We start from the raw sequence: 19,751 nt of genomic DNA on the forward strand, positions 1-19,751 counted from the left end.
TGAGTATCTGCGATAGAATCTCAGTCAATTAATGCTAAGCATTCTTAACTATGAATGGCTTAACGATGAATAGTGCAAACTTAAGGCTTCTTGATGCAAGTTAATGTGAATCAAATGAGTTTGACGAATGCTGTAGCGAGTAATAGACCCGCTATCGCTCAGGGGCTGACTGCGCCTGAATCGTCACGCCCAGTGATTGAGCAAGATGCCGTCGAAGCCCTTAGTTTAGAAACTCAGCCTAAAAGTAAAAACGCAGCGGGAAATTTACAGTCAAGGCTTGGTGCGCACCTCGAGTATGAGCAAGATACTCGTGGTCATCAGGGAGCGATTGCCCAATATTTACAAACCCAACATGCCGCCAAACGCGATGAAATTCAGCAAATGGTGGGTGTGGACTTGTATGCTTGAGCATCAAAAAACGTCTTCCAGTTCAACCTCGCGATTTTCCTCTTCTAAACTGACAGGCTTAGCCACAAGTGGTGTGCCAAGCCGTGGTTTGTTTATTATCGAGTTAGTTTTAGCTTTATTGATAACTCGAATTCCCTATTTGAGCGTGCCGTTTAAATGGCTTGAAAGCTATTTTCATGAACTGTCCCATGGTATTGCAACGATTTTAAGCTCAGGCGTGGTCAGCCATATTCAGTTGTTTCCGAACGGCGCAGGATTTTGTTTTAGCCAAGGCGGCTCGCCGATGTTTATTGGCTTTGCAGGGTATTTTGGTGCGGCCTGTTGGGGATATTTAATCTATTTATTAGCAACTTGGCCAAAGGGGATCCGCGTGAGTTTTGCCTTGCTAGGTGCCTTAGTCGTGCTAAGCGGCTTGCTTTGGGGCAGGGATATTCTCACGTTAGCGATTTTAGCTGTGCTGACTATTATTTTGTTGTTACCGCTTAAACTCAGTCAAAACAAAATGTTGACTCAGTTTTTGCGTATTATTGGCTTGATGATCATGCTTAATGCACTTGCGAGTCCGACTGTGTTGCTCGGGCTTGATGGTCAAGGTGATGCAGTGATGTTGGCCGAGCGTTCTTGGATCCCCGCGTGGATTTGGGTGGGATTATGGTTATTAACCAGTGCCTGCGCTTTGTATTTTGCGTGGCGCCGCGTAGATAATGCCGCAAGTCGTTAGTTCTCAAGCTTGTTTAATGCCTCAGTCGTCTAGTGTTTTCCCCATCGTTTTTCTGCTTTGAACTTTGTTGATTTAGGTAAAGGTGATTTTGCTCATCACTTTGAGCTATAACCACTTATGTCGCTTAAAGCTTAGTTTTCCGACTTCTATTCCTTGGATTTTTGGCCATTGGCTGCTAGGTTAAGCCTTCGGTATCCATGGAGAATTACAATGAAAAAAGTCACCTTAGTTGCCAGTCTGCTGTTTGCTGGTTTATGTTCGAGTGTTACCTATGCCGATGAAAGCTTAGATAAAGTCTTAAAAAGCGATTTTCGTCAGGCTAAAAATGCCAGTCGTGACGTTTATCGTCATCCCGCTGAAACCTTAACTTTTTTTGGCATTACCCCAAAACAGACTGTGATTGAACTCTGGCCGGGTAATGGCTGGTACAGTGAAATATTAGGGCCTTATCTTGCTAAAGAGGGCCAATATATCGCAGCCAGTTTCGAAACGGCTCCTGCAACAGATACTCCCGGAAATCGTTATCGCGCGAACGCGGGTACTAAGTATGCTACGTGGATGACGGCCAATAAAGACGTCATGGGCAATGCTAAGATTGTTACCTTCGATCCTCCACATAAGATGGATTTAGGCGCTGATGGTAGTGCTGATCTGGTATTAACCTTCCGAAATTTACATAACTGGGCATCAACAGATCAGTTGGAAAACGTGTTTGCCGCGTCTTATAAAGTGTTGAAGGACGGCGGTATCTTTGGCGTGGTAGAGCATAGAGCCAACGAAGGAATGAACTTCAGCACTGGCTATATGGATCAAGCGGCTATGGTTGCTTTAGCCAAAAAAGCAGGTTTTACCTTAGTTGAAAGTGCAGAAATCAATGCGAACCCCAAAGATACGAAAGATTACGCCAAAGGTGTTTGGACGCTACCGCCCTCTTTTGCCTTGGGTGATACCGATAAAGAAAAATACCAAGCTATCGGTGAAAGTGACCGTATGACACTTAAATTTGTCAAAAAATCATCTTAATTACCTGACATCAGAGGCATTATGTGGCAATCTTTCGCCCCCAAAAATCAAATCGAATTTGTATTACCTCATATTACGGTCGCGGGCCGATTATGGGGGGCGAAGGATAAACCTTTATTGCTTGCCTTACATGGTTGGTTAGATAACGCCAACAGTTTTGAACCCTTAGCAGCGCATTTACTTGATTATCAAGTGCTCGCTATTGATTGGCCAGGACACGGCTTTTCTGCACATAGGCCGGGACACTATCCACTGCATTGGATTGATTATTTGTATGATTTAGACGCGTTGTTAACGGCATTACCGCAAAAGCCAGCGGCAATGATTGGGCATTCGCTCGGCGGTATTATTGCCTCAGCTTATACGGCGACGTTTCCCGAAAAGGTTAACAAGCTGGTATTGATTGAAGCGTTAAGCCCCTTGTCTGAGTTGCCAACGCAAGCTAAGGCGCGATTGAAAAAAAGCTTCTATCAGCATGAGAAGTATTTAACTCAGAAACATGGGCAGGCAAAGATTTACGACAGTATAGATACTGCGGTGCGGGCGAGGGCACATTTAACAGGACTTGCCGAACCTTGGTGTCGTTTGTTGCTCGATCGTAATATGCAGCCCGAAGGTGATGGCATAGGTTGGCGTAGTGATCCTCGATTAAGATTAGATTCACCCCAACGATTAACCTTCGCCCAAGTTGATGCCTTGATGCAGGACATCAATGTAGAAACCTTATTAATTTGTGGCAAACAGGGATTTAGTCAGTTGCAGAGCGCGATACCTAAGGCCAGAACGTGGTTCAAGCATTTGTCTGAGCACATAATTGAGGGCGATCATCATGTGCATATGGACAATGCCGAAGGCGTTGCACGTTTGATCCGCAAATTCGTTTAATAGGTTGCTTATATGGGTATAAAAAAGACGCTAGGTTTTTTGTTTTTTTTATGTGATGATGATCAAAATTAAAACGCTCGTATGATTTATGACGAGTAAATCAATAACTATAAAATGTAAGCCGGTATTTTAACTCGGTATTTATCGAGTCTTGACGCTTGTATGGATATTGTTTCCGCAGTTGTGGGGATTTAGGAGAGAGTAGTGGATCAGCCTTGGATTAATCATTTGCCAGAAGATGTGCCTGCTGAAATTAATGTGGAACAATACTCATCGCTTGTCGACATGTTCGAGACAGCGGTGGCTAAGTATGAAGATCAACCTGCATTTATCAACATGGGTGCCACGCTAACCTACCGTAAATTGGAAGAACGCAGCCGAGCATTCGCTGCGTATTTACAAAATGAATTAAAGCTTGAAAAGGGCGACCGTGTCGCCTTGATGATGCCAAACCTGTTGCAGTATCCCATTGCACTGTTTGGTGTTTTGCGTGCAGGTATGGTGGTTGTTAACGTTAACCCACTTTATACACCGCGCGAACTTAAACATCAGTTGATTGACTCTGGCGCCAAAGCCATTGTGGTGGTGTCAAACTTCGCCCGCACTTTAGAAGAAGTTGTCGAACAAACTCCCGTTGAAAGCGTGATTATCACCAGTTTAGGTGATCAATTAAGTGCACCAAAACGTACCTTAGTGAACTTTGTGGTGAAGTACATCAAGAAGTTAGTGCCAAAATACGATTTACCCCATGCCTTATCAATGCGCGATACCTTATCAACGGGTCGTCGCATGCAATACATCAAACCTGAAGTCACTAACGATGACTTAGCATTTTTACAATACACTGGTGGTACCACAGGGGTCTCTAAAGGCGCTATGTTGACCCATGGTAATATTGTCGCAAACGTATTGCAGGCCGATGGTGCATATTCTCCCGCTTTAAACGATGGCAGTGAGTTTGTCGTAACGGCTTTGCCGCTGTATCACATCTTCGCCTTGACCGTGAATTGCCTGCTGTTTTTGCACAAAGGTAGTCAGAATTTACTCATCACCAATCCTCGCGATATCCCAGGATTTGTGGCTGAGTTGAAAAAGTATCCTTTCACCGCATTAACTGGGGTAAATACCTTATTTAACGCTTTAGTGAACAGTGATGATTTTTCCCTGTTGGATTTCTCACGCTTAAAACTCTCTATCGGTGGCGGCATGGCGGTACAGAAAGCCGTGGCGGATAAATGGCAAACCATTACTAAAACCCGTTTACTTGAAGGTTATGGTCTGACGGAAGCCTCACCCTTATTAACCTGTTGTCCATATAACTTAGACGGTTATAACGGTTCAATTGGTTTTCCTGCACCTTCGACACTGATCCAAATCCGTAATGATGACGGCAAGGTATTAGCCCAAGGCGAAACCGGTGAACTGTTCGGTAAAGGTCCTCAGGTGATGAAAGGCTATTGGCAACGTCCTGAAGAAACCGCCAAAGTGATCGACACTGACGGTTGGTTAGCTACGGGCGATATTGGTTATATGGATGAGAAAGGTTTCTTCTATATTGTCGACCGTAAGAAAGACATGATCTTAGTATCAGGCTTTAACGTATTCCCTAACGAAGTCGAAGAAGTGGTCGCACTTCATCCAAAAGTGATTGAAGTGGCTGCCGTTGGTGTGCCAAACGACGCCAGTGGCGAGTTAGTGAAGGTATTTGTGGTGGCAAAAGATAAATCTTTAACCGCTGAAGACATCATTAAGCACTGCCGTATTCATTTAACGGGATATAAAGTGCCGAAGCTGGTAGAATTTAGGGACGAGTTACCTAAAACCAACGTGGGTAAAATCTTGCGACGAGAGCTTAGAGACGAAGCTAAGCGCGCGTAAGATTGAAGCCGGCATTTGCCGGCTTTTGTTTTTATGGACTGTGATTGACCCACAGGATCTGGAGAAGAATTTGTCAGCGTTTCAATATGTGAGTGATGAAGTAAGCCTTAATGCCCTCGTTGCCCAATATAAACAGAGTAAGATACTCGTGTTAGATACCGAGTTTGTTCGTACTCGTACTTATTATGCCAAGTTAGGTTTGATCCAAGCCTATGATGGTAAAACCTTAGCTTTGATTGATCCGGTGGCTTTACCTGATTTAGCCCAGTTTTGGGCGCTGTTATCGGACCCGAATATCGTTAAGCTAGTGCATTCCTGCAGTGAAGACTTAGAAGTTTTTGCGCACTACGGTAAATGTCAGCCTACGCCTTTGTTTGATAGCCAAATTGCCGCCTCTTTGTGTGGTATGGGTCATGGGGTGGGTTATGCCAAGTTAGTTGAAACTTGTCTTGGTGAAGTGATCGATAAAGGTGAGTCGCGTACAGATTGGATCCGCCGCCCGTTAACGGAAGCCCAGTTAAGCTACGCCGCTAATGACGTCCTTTATTTGTATCAGCTCTATCCTCAACTTGAAGAAAAACTCAGCACCCAAGGGCGTTTAGCTTGGTTATACGAGGAAGGGGAAAGGATGACTCAGGGCAGGCTTGCCGATCCTGATCTTGATACAGCCTATTTGAAAGTGAAAAATGCTTTTCAACTTACTGAAATTCAATTGGCTTACCTTAAAGTGCTCGCCAAATGGCGCCTTGAAAAAGCCTTAGTCCGTGATTTAGCCTTAGGTTTTGTGATCAAAGATCATGGTCTTATTGCATTAGCGAAGAAGCAACCTAAAACTTCGGCTGATTTGTTTAAGCTCAATGACTTGACCGAACAGGAAAAACGCATTCACGGCAAAGATTTATTACGTGTGCTACAAACTGCGGATTTGGTTAATTTACCCGAGTTAGTGGATGTATTGGCGTTAAAATCAGGCTACAAATCGGCCTTTAAAGCGATTAAAAGCTGTTTGGTCGAATTATGCGAAAAGCATGATGTGCCGCAGGAAATGCTCGGTTCTAAACGTCATATCCATGAGTTTTTGCAATGGCGTTGGGATAAGCAACAAGGGGATTTACCGGCAGTGTTATGTGGTTGGCGAGGGGAATTAGCAACTGAGGCTTTAGCAAAGCTTGAGGTCTAGTGCTTAATATTTCGTACTTGAAGCTATCGCTGAAAAACATCCACATCAAAATGTCATCTTCAATTGAAGATGACATTTTTTGTGTCATCGACTTATCTGTCAGGCAAAGTGACGTTAAGCTCGAGTACCGACAGGTTGGCGTCGTTTTGATCTAACTGCACAGAAACTTGATCATCAGAAATCGGCACATATTTGCGAATAACGGCAATGATCTCTTGTTTCATCTGTGGGAAATAATCGGGAGTGTCCCTTTGTCCACGTTGATGAGCCACGATGATCTGTAGGCGCTCTTTTGCCATTACCGCAGTGCTAGGCTTTTTCTTGCTTTTGAAATAGTCGAGTAAAGACATAATTAGCTACCAAATATCCGTTGTAAGAAACCTTTCTTTTCTTCCGTAATAAAGCGTACTGGCACATCTTCACCCAGTAAGCGTGCGACTGTATCACTGTAGGCTAAACCTGCATCACTTTCTTGGTCTATAATCACTGGTACGCCTGAGTTAGAGGCTTTCAGTACAGATTGTGACTCAGGAATAACGCCGAGTAACTCAATGGCCAGAATTTCTTGAACATCGTCGACACTTAACATTTCGCCCGATTTTACACGGCTCGGTGAATAACGAGTCAAGAGTAAATATTCTTTTATCGGCTCTAGATTCAGTTCTGCGCGGCGTGATTTGCTTTGCAACATACCTAAAATACGGTCTGAGTCGCGCACTGAGCTGACTTCTGGGTTAGTGGTCACAATGGCGATATCGGCAAAATACAATGCCATCATAGCGCCTTGCTCAATCCCTGCGGGAGAGTCACACAGAATAAACTCAAAGTCTTTGGCCAAATCGTCTAAAACACGGCCAACACCTTCTTTGGTCAGTGCATCTTTATCACGGGTCTGTGAAGCGGGTAAAACGAATAACTTATCGCAGCGTTTATCTTTGATCAGCGCTTGATTTAAATTGGCTTCACCATTGATCACATTAACGAAGTCATAAACAACACGACGCTCGCAACCCATGATCAAGTCTAAGTTTCGTAAACCTATATCGAAATCAATAACGACTGTCTTGTGTCCTTGCATGGCAAGACCGGTCGCAATTGCAGCACTCGATGTGGTTTTACCTACGCCGCCTTTACCTGAAGTGACAACAATAATTTGTGCCATGTTTCTCTCTATCCTTTGTTCTGCCATTTAGAGGGGCAATGATTCAACCATAAGCGACTCACCGTTTAGGCGAATGCAGCCGCTTTTATCTGAGCTATGTTGTTGTAGATTTTCAGCGAGCCAATATTGCCCTGCTATTGAAACGAGTTCGGCCTCCAGAGAGTGGGCAATGATAACGGCGCTAGTATCGCCCGCGGCGCCTGCCATGGCTTTCCCTCGTAATGCGCCATAGATATGAATGCTACCATCTGCGATGACTTCTGCGCCATTGCCTACCGCACCAAATATGATTAAATCACCATTTTTTGCGTAGACTTGTTGGCCTGAACGAATATTTTGCTTCACTATCTTAGTTTGGCGCGGGGCTGGTGGCGGGGTACTGCTCTGTTTTCCCGCTTTGACTATGGCAAGGCCTAAGTCTTTTGCCTGTTTACTGAGTACGGTTGTCGCGCCCGTTATGCCAACAATCACTAATTGACGTGAGATCAGCAGATCCTTTAACGCACTTAAATTCAAGCTGTCGTGCTGAATGGCACTCAGATTGACGACTAAAGGAGCACCCAGAAAAAACTGAGGAGCCTGTGCCAATTTATGGTCTAATTCAGTCATGACAGCTTGTAAATCGCTGCTATTAATATGAAGCACTGAAAGAGTAAAAGAAGCGCCTTTTAACTCTAAGCTAGGTTTTGACATCCCGGCACTATTCTCCAGAAATCATCAGTCGGTTCGCTGATTTTACAATTAAATTACTAGGCGACCATGTTATAGTGTGCCCCATTGACTGGCAAGTTTGAACTATTGGATATTTGATTCTTATGCTATGTGCCGTTTATAAAAGTAGCCGAAAGGCTGATACTTATTTATTTGTGAAGAAAAGAGATTGTTTTGACGATGTTCCAGTGCCTTTGATGGAAATGTTTGGCGTGCCAAAGTTGGTGATGGTGTTTCCTATCGCTAAACGCGACGCGTTAGGTATGGCAGATATACATAAAGTCAGAGCAGCAATGGCAGAAAATGGCTTTTATTTACAAATTCCGCCACCTCAGGTGAATTTATTGGCTGAGCATAAGCTGAGCCTTGGGATCAAAGATTAACTGGGTAGCATCAAGACGCTGCTAATGAGCTCAGGCGCGTCAAACCACACTCGTTAATCTCAGTGGCATTGCGTATCTGACGACAAATTAGTGTAAAATAGCCCGCATTGAGCGGGTTTTTTATTAAGAAGATACAGTTAATCATGGCATTTTGGCAGAGTAAAACATTAGCGCAGATGAGTACAACCGAGTGGGAATCCCTGTGTGACGGTTGTGGTAAATGTTGTTTAAACAAGTTGATAGATGATGAAACCGAAGACTTGTATTACACCAATGCAGCTTGCCTTTTGCTCGATCATCAAACGGCAGGCTGTCTGCATTACAGTGACCGTTTCACCCATGTCCCCCAATGTACAGTGATCACGATTGATAATATCCATGAGTTAACTTGGTTGCCCGACAGTTGTGCCTATCGCCGCCTAGCGGCAGGGTGTGAGCTACCGAGCTGGCACCCGCTGCTCACAGGCTCCAAAGAAGCGATGCATTTAGCGGGTATGTCGATCCAAGGCAAGGTGGTGGATGAAAGACGCGTAAAGGATATTGAAGATCATATCGTGCTATGGCCACTTAAAGACGTGGATTAACAGACGTGAATTCATTTTGCCGTAGTATTATCGATTGAAAATTAACTTATTAATTGAAACGACACTTGTTGATTGGAAAGTGACCGTCAGAATGAAAACAAAAAGGGAGCGATTCGCTCCCTTGTGCATTTTGGGTGTTAAGTGAATTTAAATTCCATCAAATAACGCGTAGCTAGATTTTTAATCCCACCATCAACTGATCCAGTTGCCCCGCAGTCGCTTGCAGCTCATCGCAACCTGAAACCGACTGGTTGGCCGATTGCTCCACATCGTGTGATTGGTTGCGAATTTCCATTAAGTTAGTCGCAATCTCATTGGCCACTGCCGATTGCTCTTCGGCCGAGGTCGCAATTAGCACACTCATTTCAAACACTTTGTTGCTGTGGTGGGCGATAAACTCTAAGTCTTTACCCGTTTGCAGTACGTGTTGTTTACCTTCATTGGCTTGATTCACAGTACGCGACATCACTTGTGTCAGATTGCGAGTACCCGATTGCAGTGATTCGATCATGGTTTTGATTTCAACCGTTGCGGCCTGAGTTCTCCCCGCTAAAGTACGTACTTCATCAGCCACCACGGCAAAGCCACGACCTTGTTCACCGGCGCGCGCTGCTTCAATTGCCGCGTTGAGGGCCAGTAGGTTGGTTTGCTGGGAAATCGCATTAATGGTTGACACCACTTCATCAATTTTACTGGCGTTGTCATTGAGTACACCTACCGCATTTGAGGCCGCGGAGATTTCATCCGATAACACATCGATGGCCTTAACTGTGGTTTCAATATCTTTCCCGCCCGCGCTAACCTGTTGATTGGCTTCTTGGGTTTCGGCTGAGGATTGTTCGGCATTGCGGGCAACTTCTTTCACTGCGGCGGTCATTTCTTCCATTGCCGTCGCTAAGGAGTCCAGATGTTGTCTCTGGTTTACCGCCAAGGATTGACCTTGCTGCGCTGTGCTACGAAACGATGATACAACTTCGCGTATTTTAGCGGTCGATTCTGCGATTTGCTTTACTAAGGTATGTTGACGTTCTACTAAGGTATCTATGCTGATGGCTAAGATACTGAACTCGTCTTTTACTTCGAAGAAGTTTAAACGCCCCGTTAAATCACCCGATGCGGCCCGTTTTAATGCCATCACTGTCGTATAAAGTGCGCCGCCTACGAAGGTTGAAATGTAATAGCTGAACAAAAATAGCACAAACAAGAGTGCCGCCATTAGGCCATAAACCAGCAGGTTATCGTTGGCGAGCAAGGCATCAATTTCTTTGCTGTCTAGGGGAATAATCGTGATCAGATTTTGATCGTTAACCCGACTCACAGCTCTAGGTTGCTTACCGCTGTCATCGATACCACCGCCACTGCGAGCGATGGATTGCGCTTTGCTATCGGCTTCATTTACCGAAACAATACTGACATTACCTTCAATTTCGCGACTTAGCTGGCTAAGGATAGTTTGGCGTTCTTGCTCTGGTAGTTTGTTATATAAGCTGCCAGTGACTTGGTTAATTTGTTGTGAAGCATTTTGCAGACTGTTGAGCTGTCCTTGAATTAAGGTTTGCTGGGATTGGTTATCTAGGAAAAGCGCCAGTCCAACAATCATCAACATGGGAACGATAGAGAGAATAGCGAATTTAGTTTTTAAGGTCATATGGATAAGATATTGATCTATCCAGCGAAATTTTACTTCTTTCATGAGTGCCTCGATAAAATGGGCTGTGAACCGAATGTATATCGGTCAGTTTGCCATAGACTTTATAGTTTTCTGTTTTGTAATGATTTATGTGGTTAATGTAGTCTAATTGCAGTCGTTGTTGTGTTGTTTGCTGCAATTTTGGCAAGGTACAGGTGTTAGTTTACAGTTTAGTTACAAATGCTGCTAGTGGCTGAAAGCGGAAGTTGTTTACGTCAGAATCGAGGTTTGGGTTTCCCCTTGAGCAAAACTCAGGCTCCAAACTGGGGTAACACATGAATTTGCATGATAAAAACCCCCAATAAGCCCTAGTAATATGCCGCTCGCTCGCGTAAAATTTCTATCCTTTTATTTCGTTATAGCTAGCAAAGCGTCTGGCATTAACGCCCGATAACCTGAGCACCCAAATAGCCTGAAAGTTTGGCGCCCATAGCACTTGTTTATCAAGCGCGACTATGCAGTGGAAGAGAAAATGCAGCAGTTAACTGAGATCGTAGAACAAGCCTTAGTCATTATTGACCAGGCCAGTGATCTAAAAGCACTGGATGATATCCGTGTCGATTACCTTGGTAAGAAAGGTAAGATCACCGACATGATGAAAATTATGGGTAGCTTAAGCCCCGAAGAAAAGCCAGCCTTTGGCCAAGCGGTCAATGATGCTAAACAGGCGATTCAACAAAAATTAACTGAGCGCATCGATGGTCTGAAGAGTTCGGAATTGGAAGCCAAATTAATCGCTGAAAAGATTGATGTGACTTTGCCAGGCCGCACCCAAGAGATCGGTGGCTTACATCCTGTGACTCGAACCATTGAGCGTATCGAAACCTTTTTCGGGGAATTAGGGTTCTCAGTAAAGCAGGGGCCTGAAATTGAAGATGATTTCCACAATTTCGACGCACTGAATATCTCTGAGCACCATCCTGCGCGTGCTGATCATGATACCTTTTATTTCAATCCTAAACTGATGCTGCGTACCCAAACTTCGGGCGTGCAAATCCGTACTATGGAAACTGAAAAGCCACCATTACGCATTATTTCTCCTGGTCGTGTTTATCGTAACGATTACGACCAAACTCACACGCCTATGTTCCACCAAGTGGAAGGGTTGTTGGTTGATGAGCATGTTAACTTTGCTGAATTGAAAGGCATTTTGCATGACTTCCTGCGTAATTTCTTCGAAGAAGATCTGCAAGTGCGTTTCCGTCCATCTTACTTCCCATTCACTGAACCTTCAGCGGAAGTGGACGTGATGGGCAAAAATGGTAAATGGCTAGAAGTGCTTGGCTGCGGTATGGTACATCCGAATGTGCTGCGTAGCGTTGGCATAGATCCAGAAAAATACTCTGGTTTTGCTTTTGGTATGGGTGTCGAGCGCTTAACTATGTTGCGTTACGGCGTAAACGATTTACGTGCGTTTTTCGAAAACGACCTACGTTTCCTGAAGCAATTTAAATAACGGAGCTGTAATAGCATGAAATTTAGCGAATCTTGGCTTCGTGAATGGGTAAACCCTTCAGTCAGCCGTGAAGCATTATCCCACCAGATCACTATGGCTGGTCTCGAAGTCGATGACGTTGAAGCCGTAGCTGCCGATTTTAGCGGTGTAGTGATTGGTGAAGTGGTTGAGTGTGGTCAGCATCCCGATGCCGATAAACTGCGCGTGACCAAAATCAACGTTGGTGGTAGTGAACTTATCGATATCGTCTGCGGTGCACCAAACTGCCGTCAGGGTCTTAAAGTGGCCGTGGCTATGGTTGGCGCCGTATTACCTGGCGATTTCAAAATCAAGAAAGCCAAGCTGCGTGGCATGCCATCAGAAGGCATGTTGTGCTCTTACAGCGAGCTTGGCATTAACGTCGAAAGCGATGGCATTATCGAATTGCCATTGGACGCGCCACTTGGCACTGATATCCGCGACTATCTGCAACTTAATGATGCCGTTATCGATGTAGACTTAACGGCTAACCGTGCCGATTGCTTAGGTATGGCAGGTCTTGCCCGTGAAGTGGGCGTGTTAAACCGCCAAACAGTGGTTGAGCCACAGTGGCAAGCCGTCACGGCAACGACAGATGCAAAGGTCACGATTAACGTTAACGCGCCTGCTGCGTGTCCACGTTACTTAGGCCGTGTGGTTAAAAACGTCAATGTGAAAGCGCCTACGCCATTATGGATGCAGGAAAAACTGCGCCGTAGCGGTATTCGCTCTATCGATCCCATCGTAGACATCACTAACTTTGTGTTGATTGAATTAGGTCAACCTATGCACGCTTTCGATCTTGCCAAGTTAACGGGCGATATCCAAGTGCGTTTAGGCACTGGCGAAGAGAAAATCACTCTGCTTGATGGCAGCGAAGTGACCATCCCAAGCGATACCTTAGTGATCGCCGATGATGCGCGTCCATTAGCCCTTGCTGGTGTGTTTGGCGGCGAATATTCAGGCGTGAGCGACACGACCCAAGACATACTGCTTGAATGTGCGTTCTTCGCGCCGCTTGCCATTATGGGTAAGTCACGTCGTTTAGGTTTGCATACAGATTCATCACACCGCTTTGAGCGTGGTGTTGACCCTGAGATGCAACACAAGGTTATCGACCGTGCTACGCGTTTAGTACTGGATATCTGTGGCGGTGAAGCTGGCCCTGTAGTTGAGGCTAAATCAGAGGCTGATTTACCCAAACCTGCACAAATCGTTTTACGTCGCAGCAAGTTAGATCGAATTTTAGGTCACCATGTACCTGATAGCGATGTCGTTGAAATCTTACAACGTTTAGGTTTTAGTGTGGTTGTTGGCCAAGATAGTTGGCAGGTCACTACCGCGACTTATCGTTTTGATATGGCGATTGAAGAAGATTTGATCGAAGAAGTGGCCCGTATTTACGGTTATAACAATATCCCGAATACGGCGCCTGTTGCTGCGCTGCGTATGTCAGATCATAAAGAATCTGACTTAAGCCTAAAACGCGTGCGTGCCTTATTGGTCGCTCGTGGTTTCCAAGAAGCGGTAACCTACAGCTTTGTCGATCCAAAACTGCAAAATCTGGTTCATCCTGGTTTAGACGCTATGGTGTTACCAAACCCAATTTCCAGTGAAATGTCGGCCATGCGCCTGTCAATGTTCACCGGTTTATTGGCCGCCGTTGGCTACAACCAAAGTCGTCAACAGAGTCGCGTGAGACTTTTTGAAACTGGCCTGCGCTTTGTTCCTGATATCAATGCAGAATCCGGTATAAGACAGCAAGCAATGCTCGCTTGTGTCATTACTGGGCTCCAAAATGATGAACATTGGGCTATGGAATCGAAAACTGTTGATTTTTTCGACCTTAAAGGTGATTTAGAAGCAATTATCGGCTTGACAGTTTCCGCATCAGAATTTAGCTTTAGAGGAGCGACGCATTCTGCTCTCCATCCGGGGCAATGTGCTGAAATATTGAGAAATGATCGAGTGATCGGTCATATAGGTGCAATCCATCCTAGTTTGGAGAAGCCTTTTGGACTCAATGGTAAAACCATCGTTTTTGAGTTGGAATTGGATGCTTTATTGCATACCAGTTTGCCGCTAGCCCAAGCTGTATCTAAGTTTCCAGCTAATCGTCGTGACATCGCAGTCGTAGTAGATGAGAGTGTATCTGCAGGTGATGTAATGAAATTGATAAGAAAAGTTGGCGAAAATCAGTTGGTTGGCATAAACTTGTTCGATGTATACTTAGGTAAAGGTGTTGAACCCGGCAAGAAGAGCCTGGCGATAGCACTTACATTACAAGACACTACTCGTACGCTTGAGGAAAAAGAGATTGCTGAGACCGTTGGTTCAGTCGTTTCTGCCCTTAAGTCCGAGTTCAACGCATCGTTGAGGGATTAAAGTATGGCACTTACCAAAGCCGAAATGGCAGAACATCTTTTTGAAACACTCGGAATGAACAAACGTGTCGCCAAAGAGATGGTTGAGTCGTTCTTTGAAGAGATTCGGGGCGCACTTGAAAGTGGTGAGCAGGTCAAGTTATCTGGCTTTGGCAACTTTGACCTTAGGGACAAGAATCAAAGACCGGGAAGGAACCCAAAAACAGGCGAAGATATCCCAATTTCTGCTCGTCGTGTCGTGACTTTCCGTCCCGGCCAAAAGCTGAAAACTCGTGTAGAAGCAGCAAACACGGGTAAGTAATTTCGTTTGTTTGATGGGAAAGCCACTCCTTAGAGAGTGGCTTTCCTGTTTATTTTTTCATGCAATATCTCCATTGTTTTTATCCACTGTCTGAGGTGAATTCTTTGTCAAGACAGCCCAAACATTTTGACCGTCGTTTTAAACTCGCCTTATTACACCCTAGATACTGGGCCACTTGGTTAGTGATTGGTCTATTAGTGATTTTTGGACTCATGCCCGCATGGCTGCGTGATCCTATTGCAAAATTATTGGCAAAAATAGTGATGCCAATTGCCAAAAAGCCCATTAGCGTTGCCAGAGCCAACTTAAGGGCGTGCTTTCCTGAGCAATCCACCGCCGAGATTGAAGTGTTAATCCGTGAGAACGTGCAAAACTTCGTTTTGGTGTTGTTAGCACAGGGCGAATTGCTGGTGCGCTCAAAAGCGCATTTGCGTCGTCGAGTGAATTTAATCGGCTTTGAGCATGTGACTAAAGCGCAGGCCGCGGGGCAACCGATCATTTTTATCATGCCCCATGTGTGGCCAATCGATTATGCTGGTTTACGCCTTAACCTTGAGTTGCCTATGGTGACTATGGCCAAAGCCCATAAAAACGGGTTATTCAATTGGTTTAGTAATCGTGTACGCAGCAGTTGTGGTGGCCATGTGTATATGCGCGAGGCGGGCATTCGGGCGTTATTGGCTGAGCTTAAGCGCGGTAACAGTTTCTTTTATCTTCCCGATGAAGACTTAGGTCCTGAACAAAGTGTGTTTGCGCCTTTTTTAGGCACAATGAAGGCAACGCTACCTGTTGTTGGGCGTTTAGCGCAGGCGGGGAATGCCCAAGTGTTGCCAGTAAAGATTGGCTACAATCAAACGTCACGCCAATTTGACCTCACTGTGATGACGGCCGTTGCGCCTGAAGACATGGTGGGCAAAGAAAACGAGGCGTTGGCACTGAACAAAGTGGTCGAGCAAGTGATCTTAGCTTATCCAGAGCAGTATATGTGGTTCCTGCGGTTGCTCAAGACGCGCCCAGAGGGTGAGGCTTCTATCTACAGCTGATGTAGCATGACTGAAATAGTGTGGTTTAAAATGGCTTTGAGCTCTGTGTGCTCGAAGCCATTTTTGTGTTGAAGAGCGTTCTTTATTGATAGTATTCTTTATTTATAGAGCGTTTTATCAATAGCGTTGTCGTTAACAATGCGTATCGTGGATGATTAATCCTCGTTCTGCTCCATCTCAAGTTGCATCAGTAACATATCTTCGCCATCGAGTACGCGAGTACGAAAGCTTTGACATGCAGGGCAGACGACCGTGCGCTCACTCAGTACGGATTCAGTCTGGCAGTCTTGGCAAAGTATCACTAGCGGCTGAATTTGCATATTGAGTAGGGCTTCTTTGCAAATCCCATCGAGCTTGAACGTATCGAAGGCCGTTTGTAGCAGGCTAGGTTCAACCCCGCTCATGACTCCCAGTTTGATATCCACTCGGGTGATTTTATCGGCATGATTGGCCAGCGCGTGCTGTTCGCATTGCTCAATCAGGGCACTCACAATCGAATATTCGTGCATCAGCAAATCCTTGGCAGCAGTTCACCTTGGGGAAGATCGAGATAACGCTTAGTATTCCAAGGCGTTCTTAGTACGACTTTCCCCACTAAATCATCACTCACAGTGCCGATTATCGCTGCATGCTCACAGCGCCCAAAGCGTTGCATGATCTCGAGCGCGCCTAAGGCGATGTCGTTGGGAACAGCGAGGATGAAAGTGCCTTCGTTGGCAAGATCCATGGCTTCGAAACCATAGAGTTCGCACAGACCTTTGACTTCATCGCTAACGGGAATACTGGCTTCATTCACTGTGATGCCGACATTGGAGGCGACGGCCCATTCGTTGAGCACCGCCGATAAGCCGCCGCGAGTCGCATCGCGCATCGCATGAATGGGAATATTGGCGGCGATCAATTGCTCGACTATCGGCCAGAGCGTCGCGCAGTCACTTTGTAATGCTGATTCGAGCGTGAGTCCTTCACGCGCCATTAAAATCGCTGCACCGTGGCAGCCAATATCACGGGAGACAATAATGGCATCGCCCACGGTGACATTCGCCGCGGAAATATTGGGACGCAAGATGCGACCAATGCCTGAGGTATTAATAAATAAACCATCGGCGCACCCCTTGGGTACGACTTTAGTGTCGCCGCAGACAATCCGTGCACCACTGTGTTTTAATTCTTTCGCCATACTGCGGACAATCGTAGTTAACTCCTTGATAGAAAAGCCTTCTTCTATGATCACACTACAACTCAAATACTGAGGTTCTGCGCCCATCATAGCGAGATCGTTGACTGTGCCTGCGATGGCGAGCTTGCCGATATCACCGCCGGCAAAAAATAAAGGGGATACGGTGAAAGAGTCTGTGGTAAAGGCATTAGCACCGTGCAAATCGAGTTTAGCAGCGTCTTCTTCGCTGCGAAGGATTGGGTTATCAAACTCGGCAAAAAACAGATCACGGATCAGTTTATTCATTTCTTTGCCGCCACCGCCGTGGCTGAGTTGAATGGATTTATCTTTAAGCGTATCAGCCATGATGTGGTTCCTTGATATCGATACCTTGATAGCGGTAATAGGCATTGCAGGCACCTTCGGAGCTGACCATGCAACTGCCTAAGGGCGTTTCGGGATTGCAGCCGCGGCCAAAAACTTTACAGTCCTTTGGTTTAGCAAGCCCACGAAGTATATCGCCGCACTGGCAGGCTTTATGATCGTCAATTTCCTTCACAGGTAGGCGGTCTTTAAAGCGCAGTTCGGCGTCTCTGTGGGCATATTCGGGTTTAAGCTGCAGCGCTGAATTGGGGATTGGGCCTAGTCCACGCCAGCGAAATTGCGGTCTGACATTGAAGAATTGATTTACTTTGGCCTGCGCCGTGAGGTTGCCGTCCTCCGATACTGCGCGGCTGTATTGGATATCGAGCTCAGCTTTACCCGCGGCTTTTTGGCGCACAATCCGTAAAATCGACTCCATCACATCGACGGGCTCAAATCCTGCCACCACTACGGGCGTGCCATAGTTTTCGACTGTGCTGCGATAGATTTTTGCGCCACTGATCACGCTCACATGGGCTGGGCCGATAAAGGCGTTGACCCTCGCTTTTGGGTCGTGCATCACGGCATCAATTGCGGGTGGCACTAATACATGATTGATATGAAACAGTAGATTTTCGAGTTTTTCTTGTTCGGCCAGTTGTAACAAAATTGCTGTCATTGGGGTTGAGGTTTCAAAGCCAATAGCGAAGAACACTACGGTTTTATCGGGATTGTCGCGGGCAATTTTGAGCGTATCTAAGGGATCGTAAATTGGGCGAATATCGCAGCCCTTGGCCCTAAAACTGGCTAAAGAGCCTTGAGAACCAGGCACGCGGATCATATCGCCCAGCGTCACAAGAATAACATTTTCTTGGGAGGCAAGCGCCGCGGCTTGGTCAATGCGCTCTTTAGGCATAATGCACACTGGGCAGCCAGGACCATGGATAAATTCAATATTATCCGGCAGTAAATCTAGCAAGCCGTATTTCATAATCGTATGAGTATGGCCACCACAGACTTCCATGATATTGATTTGTTGCTTAACCAATTTAGCGGTTAACTGAATATCCCGTGCTAAATTGGCAATCGTTTGGGGATCGCGAAAGCCTTGATAGAGGTGTTTTAGTTCAAGCATGCTTTTTCCTCGGTGCACTCGATAGGGGTGCGCCTTGCGACTTAATCTTGCACTACTGATGGTCAGTGTATGGCTTCATTTTCAAGCTTAGTGACGATTTCTTTGTATAGTTCAATGCTTTGCTGCGCATCTTCCTTATCAATTTTGTTCATCACAAAACCAATATGGATCAACACATAGTCGCCAATTTCCAGTGGCTCATTCATTAAATGACTGCTGACATCGCGGCGCACGCCTAAGGTGTCGACGGTGACGCTCTGGCGCTCAATATCGACCGCCACCACTTGGGAAGGTATGGACAAGCACATTATTGTGCACCTCGAATGTTGTCTTTAAGCCAAGCGGCTACAGCCTGCATGGAGTCGCCGTCTTTAATTGAGACTTCAATAATTTGAGTTGCTGGATTGAGTTTTTTAAGCTGCGCTCTGGCTTCGTCTAGCTTGAAATCAAAATAGGGCAGTAGATCGCACTTAGTGATAAAAACTATATCGGCGCGGCGGAACATCACAGGATATTTTTCAATCTTATCATCACCTTCTGGCACTGATAGCAGCACGATATTTTTGTGAGTGCCCACATCATAACTGGCTGGGCAGACGAGATTACCGACGTTTTCGACAAAGCAAACATCGAGTCCTTCAAGCGGCAGATGATGTAGGGCACCGTGTACCATAAAGGCGTCGAGGTGACAGGCGCTGCCCGTTTGAATTTGATAGGCCTTAATGCCTTTAGCGATGAGGCGGTCGGCATCGCGGGAGGTTTCTAAGTCGCCCTCGATCACCGCATAGTTGAGCTGCGTGTATTCTTTGAGATTTTCTAATAGGGTGGTTTTGCCACTGCCCGGGCTACTCATGATGTTGAAGGCAGTAATGTTATGTGCCTCAAAGTGGGCGCGGTTATGACCTGCTTCGACATCATTTTTATCTAAAATTTTGTGGATGGCTGACAAGGTTTTTTTATCGTTTAACTGAGGATTTGTGTGTAACTCTTGATGGCTATGCTCATGAGTATGTGAATGGTCATGATTATGCTCATGGCTATGGGCATGCGCGCCTAGATGATCATGGTCGTGGCGGGTAAGGGAGCAGCCGCAGTCTTTACACATTTTACCTCTCCTTGTATCGGCAGAGTACGAGGACTTTGCCTGACAAATAATGATTGATGTACGAATCGTTAATTTGGTTACGCTAATGTTGAGTGTGATACAAATTGCGCTACGGATCTTTGATGTTCGTCAGGTTTATGGGGATAAAAATGGCGAGCGAAC

The 19,751-nt window shown here is 45.7% G+C and carries 21 protein-coding genes; 12 read left to right on the plus strand and 9 right to left on the minus strand.

The window, feature by feature from the left end:
- The first annotated feature begins 93 nt into the window (after window positions 1-93).
- The 6 genes from L5M18_RS11650 (at window position 94) to rnd (ending at window position 6,095) form a co-directional block, all read left to right on the plus strand.
- Window positions 94-408, plus strand: coding sequence for a hypothetical protein (locus L5M18_RS11650; protein WP_168824022.1), 315 nt, complete (start codon window positions 94-96; stop codon window positions 406-408).
- Window positions 401-1,129, plus strand: a complete 729-nt coding sequence (locus tag L5M18_RS11655) for a M50 family metallopeptidase (protein WP_219233714.1) — start codon at window positions 401-403, stop codon at window positions 1,127-1,129. The genes L5M18_RS11650 and L5M18_RS11655 overlap by 8 nt, the downstream gene beginning before the upstream one ends.
- A 210-nt stretch (window positions 1,130-1,339) precedes the next feature.
- Window positions 1,340-2,152 (plus strand): class I SAM-dependent methyltransferase, encoded by an 813-nt coding sequence (locus L5M18_RS11660; protein ID WP_263197036.1) that lies wholly within the window; start codon window positions 1,340-1,342, stop codon window positions 2,150-2,152.
- 21 nt (window positions 2,153-2,173) lie between these two features.
- Complete coding sequence (locus L5M18_RS11665) at window positions 2,174-3,037, plus strand: alpha/beta fold hydrolase (RefSeq protein WP_263138284.1); 864 nt, start codon at window positions 2,174-2,176, stop codon at window positions 3,035-3,037.
- A 204-nt stretch (window positions 3,038-3,241) separates the two neighbouring features.
- A complete protein-coding gene (gene fadD / locus L5M18_RS11670; RefSeq protein WP_263197038.1) occupies window positions 3,242-4,915 on the plus strand; it encodes a long-chain-fatty-acid--CoA ligase FadD in 1,674 nt (557 codons plus the stop codon).
- 70 nt (window positions 4,916-4,985) lie between these two features.
- Window positions 4,986-6,095 carry a ribonuclease D gene (gene rnd, locus L5M18_RS11675; RefSeq protein WP_263197039.1) on the plus strand — a complete coding sequence of 370 codons (1,110 nt, stop codon included), beginning with the start codon at window positions 4,986-4,988 and terminating at the stop codon, window positions 6,093-6,095.
- Between the two features lie 92 nt (window positions 6,096-6,187).
- Here rnd and minE read toward each other — a convergent pair whose 3' ends face one another.
- From minE to minC, 3 genes are read right to left on the minus strand one after another with little or no spacing between them, the layout of a single operon-like run.
- Complete coding sequence (gene minE / locus L5M18_RS11680; protein WP_028760193.1) at window positions 6,188-6,445, minus strand: cell division topological specificity factor MinE; 258 nt, start codon at window positions 6,443-6,445, stop codon at window positions 6,188-6,190.
- Between the two features lie 2 nt (window positions 6,446-6,447).
- On the minus strand, window positions 6,448-7,257 hold the full coding sequence (minD, locus tag L5M18_RS11685; protein WP_006086391.1) for a septum site-determining protein MinD: 810 nt from the start codon (window positions 7,255-7,257) through the stop codon (window positions 6,448-6,450).
- A gap of 27 nt (window positions 7,258-7,284) precedes the next feature.
- Window positions 7,285-7,950, minus strand: coding sequence for a septum site-determining protein MinC (gene minC, locus L5M18_RS11690; RefSeq protein WP_006086392.1), 666 nt, complete (start codon window positions 7,948-7,950; stop codon window positions 7,285-7,287).
- A gap of 122 nt (window positions 7,951-8,072) precedes the next feature.
- Here minC and L5M18_RS11695 point away from each other — a divergent pair, with 122 nt between their 5' ends.
- Both L5M18_RS11695 and L5M18_RS11700 read left to right on the plus strand, forming a co-directional pair.
- Complete coding sequence (locus L5M18_RS11695; RefSeq protein WP_028760191.1) at window positions 8,073-8,351, plus strand: YcgL domain-containing protein; 279 nt, start codon at window positions 8,073-8,075, stop codon at window positions 8,349-8,351.
- 143 nt (window positions 8,352-8,494) lie between these two features.
- On the plus strand, window positions 8,495-8,935 hold the full coding sequence (locus L5M18_RS11700) for a YcgN family cysteine cluster protein (RefSeq protein ID WP_263197041.1): 441 nt from the start codon (window positions 8,495-8,497) through the stop codon (window positions 8,933-8,935).
- 172 nt (window positions 8,936-9,107) lie between these two features.
- Here the strand turns inward: L5M18_RS11700 and L5M18_RS11705 are convergent, their stop codons facing one another.
- The gene (locus L5M18_RS11705; protein WP_263197042.1) at window positions 9,108-10,628 is read right to left on the minus strand and encodes a methyl-accepting chemotaxis protein; all 1,521 of its coding nucleotides are present in this window, start codon (window positions 10,626-10,628) and stop codon (window positions 9,108-9,110) included.
- A gap of 469 nt (window positions 10,629-11,097) precedes the next feature.
- Between L5M18_RS11705 and pheS the strand changes: the two genes are divergently transcribed.
- The 4 genes from pheS to lpxM all read left to right on the plus strand — a co-directional run bounded on the left by pheS (window position 11,098) and on the right by lpxM (window position 15,827).
- A complete protein-coding gene (pheS, locus tag L5M18_RS11710) occupies window positions 11,098-12,081 on the plus strand; it encodes a phenylalanine--tRNA ligase subunit alpha (RefSeq protein WP_263197043.1) in 984 nt (327 codons plus the stop codon).
- A 15-nt stretch (window positions 12,082-12,096) separates the two neighbouring features.
- Window positions 12,097-14,484 (plus strand): phenylalanine--tRNA ligase subunit beta, encoded by a 2,388-nt coding sequence (gene pheT / locus L5M18_RS11715; RefSeq protein WP_263197045.1) that lies wholly within the window; start codon window positions 12,097-12,099, stop codon window positions 14,482-14,484.
- Window positions 14,485-14,487: 3 nt separating this feature from the next.
- Window positions 14,488-14,784: an integration host factor subunit alpha gene (gene ihfA / locus L5M18_RS11720; RefSeq protein ID WP_006081370.1), complete on the plus strand. Its 297-nt coding sequence runs from the start codon at window positions 14,488-14,490 to the stop codon at window positions 14,782-14,784.
- A gap of 104 nt (window positions 14,785-14,888) precedes the next feature.
- Complete coding sequence (lpxM, locus tag L5M18_RS11725; protein WP_263197047.1) at window positions 14,889-15,827, plus strand: lauroyl-Kdo(2)-lipid IV(A) myristoyltransferase; 939 nt, start codon at window positions 14,889-14,891, stop codon at window positions 15,825-15,827.
- Window positions 15,828-15,982: 155 nt separating this feature from the next.
- On the opposite strand, the gene hypA is transcribed toward lpxM, so the two are convergent.
- The 5 genes from hypA to hypB form a co-directional block, all read right to left on the minus strand.
- The gene (hypA, locus tag L5M18_RS11730) at window positions 15,983-16,336 is read right to left on the minus strand and encodes a hydrogenase maturation nickel metallochaperone HypA (RefSeq protein ID WP_028760186.1); all 354 of its coding nucleotides are present in this window, start codon (window positions 16,334-16,336) and stop codon (window positions 15,983-15,985) included.
- Complete coding sequence (gene hypE / locus L5M18_RS11735) at window positions 16,336-17,352, minus strand: hydrogenase expression/formation protein HypE (RefSeq protein ID WP_263197049.1); 1,017 nt, start codon at window positions 17,350-17,352, stop codon at window positions 16,336-16,338. Before hypE ends, hypA begins: the two co-directional genes overlap by 1 nt.
- On the minus strand, window positions 17,345-18,484 hold the full coding sequence (hypD, locus tag L5M18_RS11740) for a hydrogenase formation protein HypD (protein ID WP_131525472.1): 1,140 nt from the start codon (window positions 18,482-18,484) through the stop codon (window positions 17,345-17,347). Before hypD ends, hypE begins: the two co-directional genes overlap by 8 nt.
- Window positions 18,485-18,546: 62 nt before the next feature.
- Window positions 18,547-18,792 (minus strand): HypC/HybG/HupF family hydrogenase formation chaperone, encoded by a 246-nt coding sequence (locus tag L5M18_RS11745; protein ID WP_113939526.1) that lies wholly within the window; start codon window positions 18,790-18,792, stop codon window positions 18,547-18,549.
- Window positions 18,792-19,589 (minus strand): hydrogenase nickel incorporation protein HypB, encoded by a 798-nt coding sequence (gene hypB / locus L5M18_RS11750; RefSeq protein ID WP_263197051.1) that lies wholly within the window; start codon window positions 19,587-19,589, stop codon window positions 18,792-18,794. Before hypB ends, L5M18_RS11745 begins: the two co-directional genes overlap by 1 nt.
- Window positions 19,590-19,751 lie beyond the last annotated feature (162 nt).

The organism is Shewanella sp. SM20 (genome assembly GCF_025654545.1).
Taxonomy (GTDB): domain Bacteria; phylum Pseudomonadota; class Gammaproteobacteria; order Enterobacterales; family Shewanellaceae; genus Shewanella; species Shewanella oncorhynchi.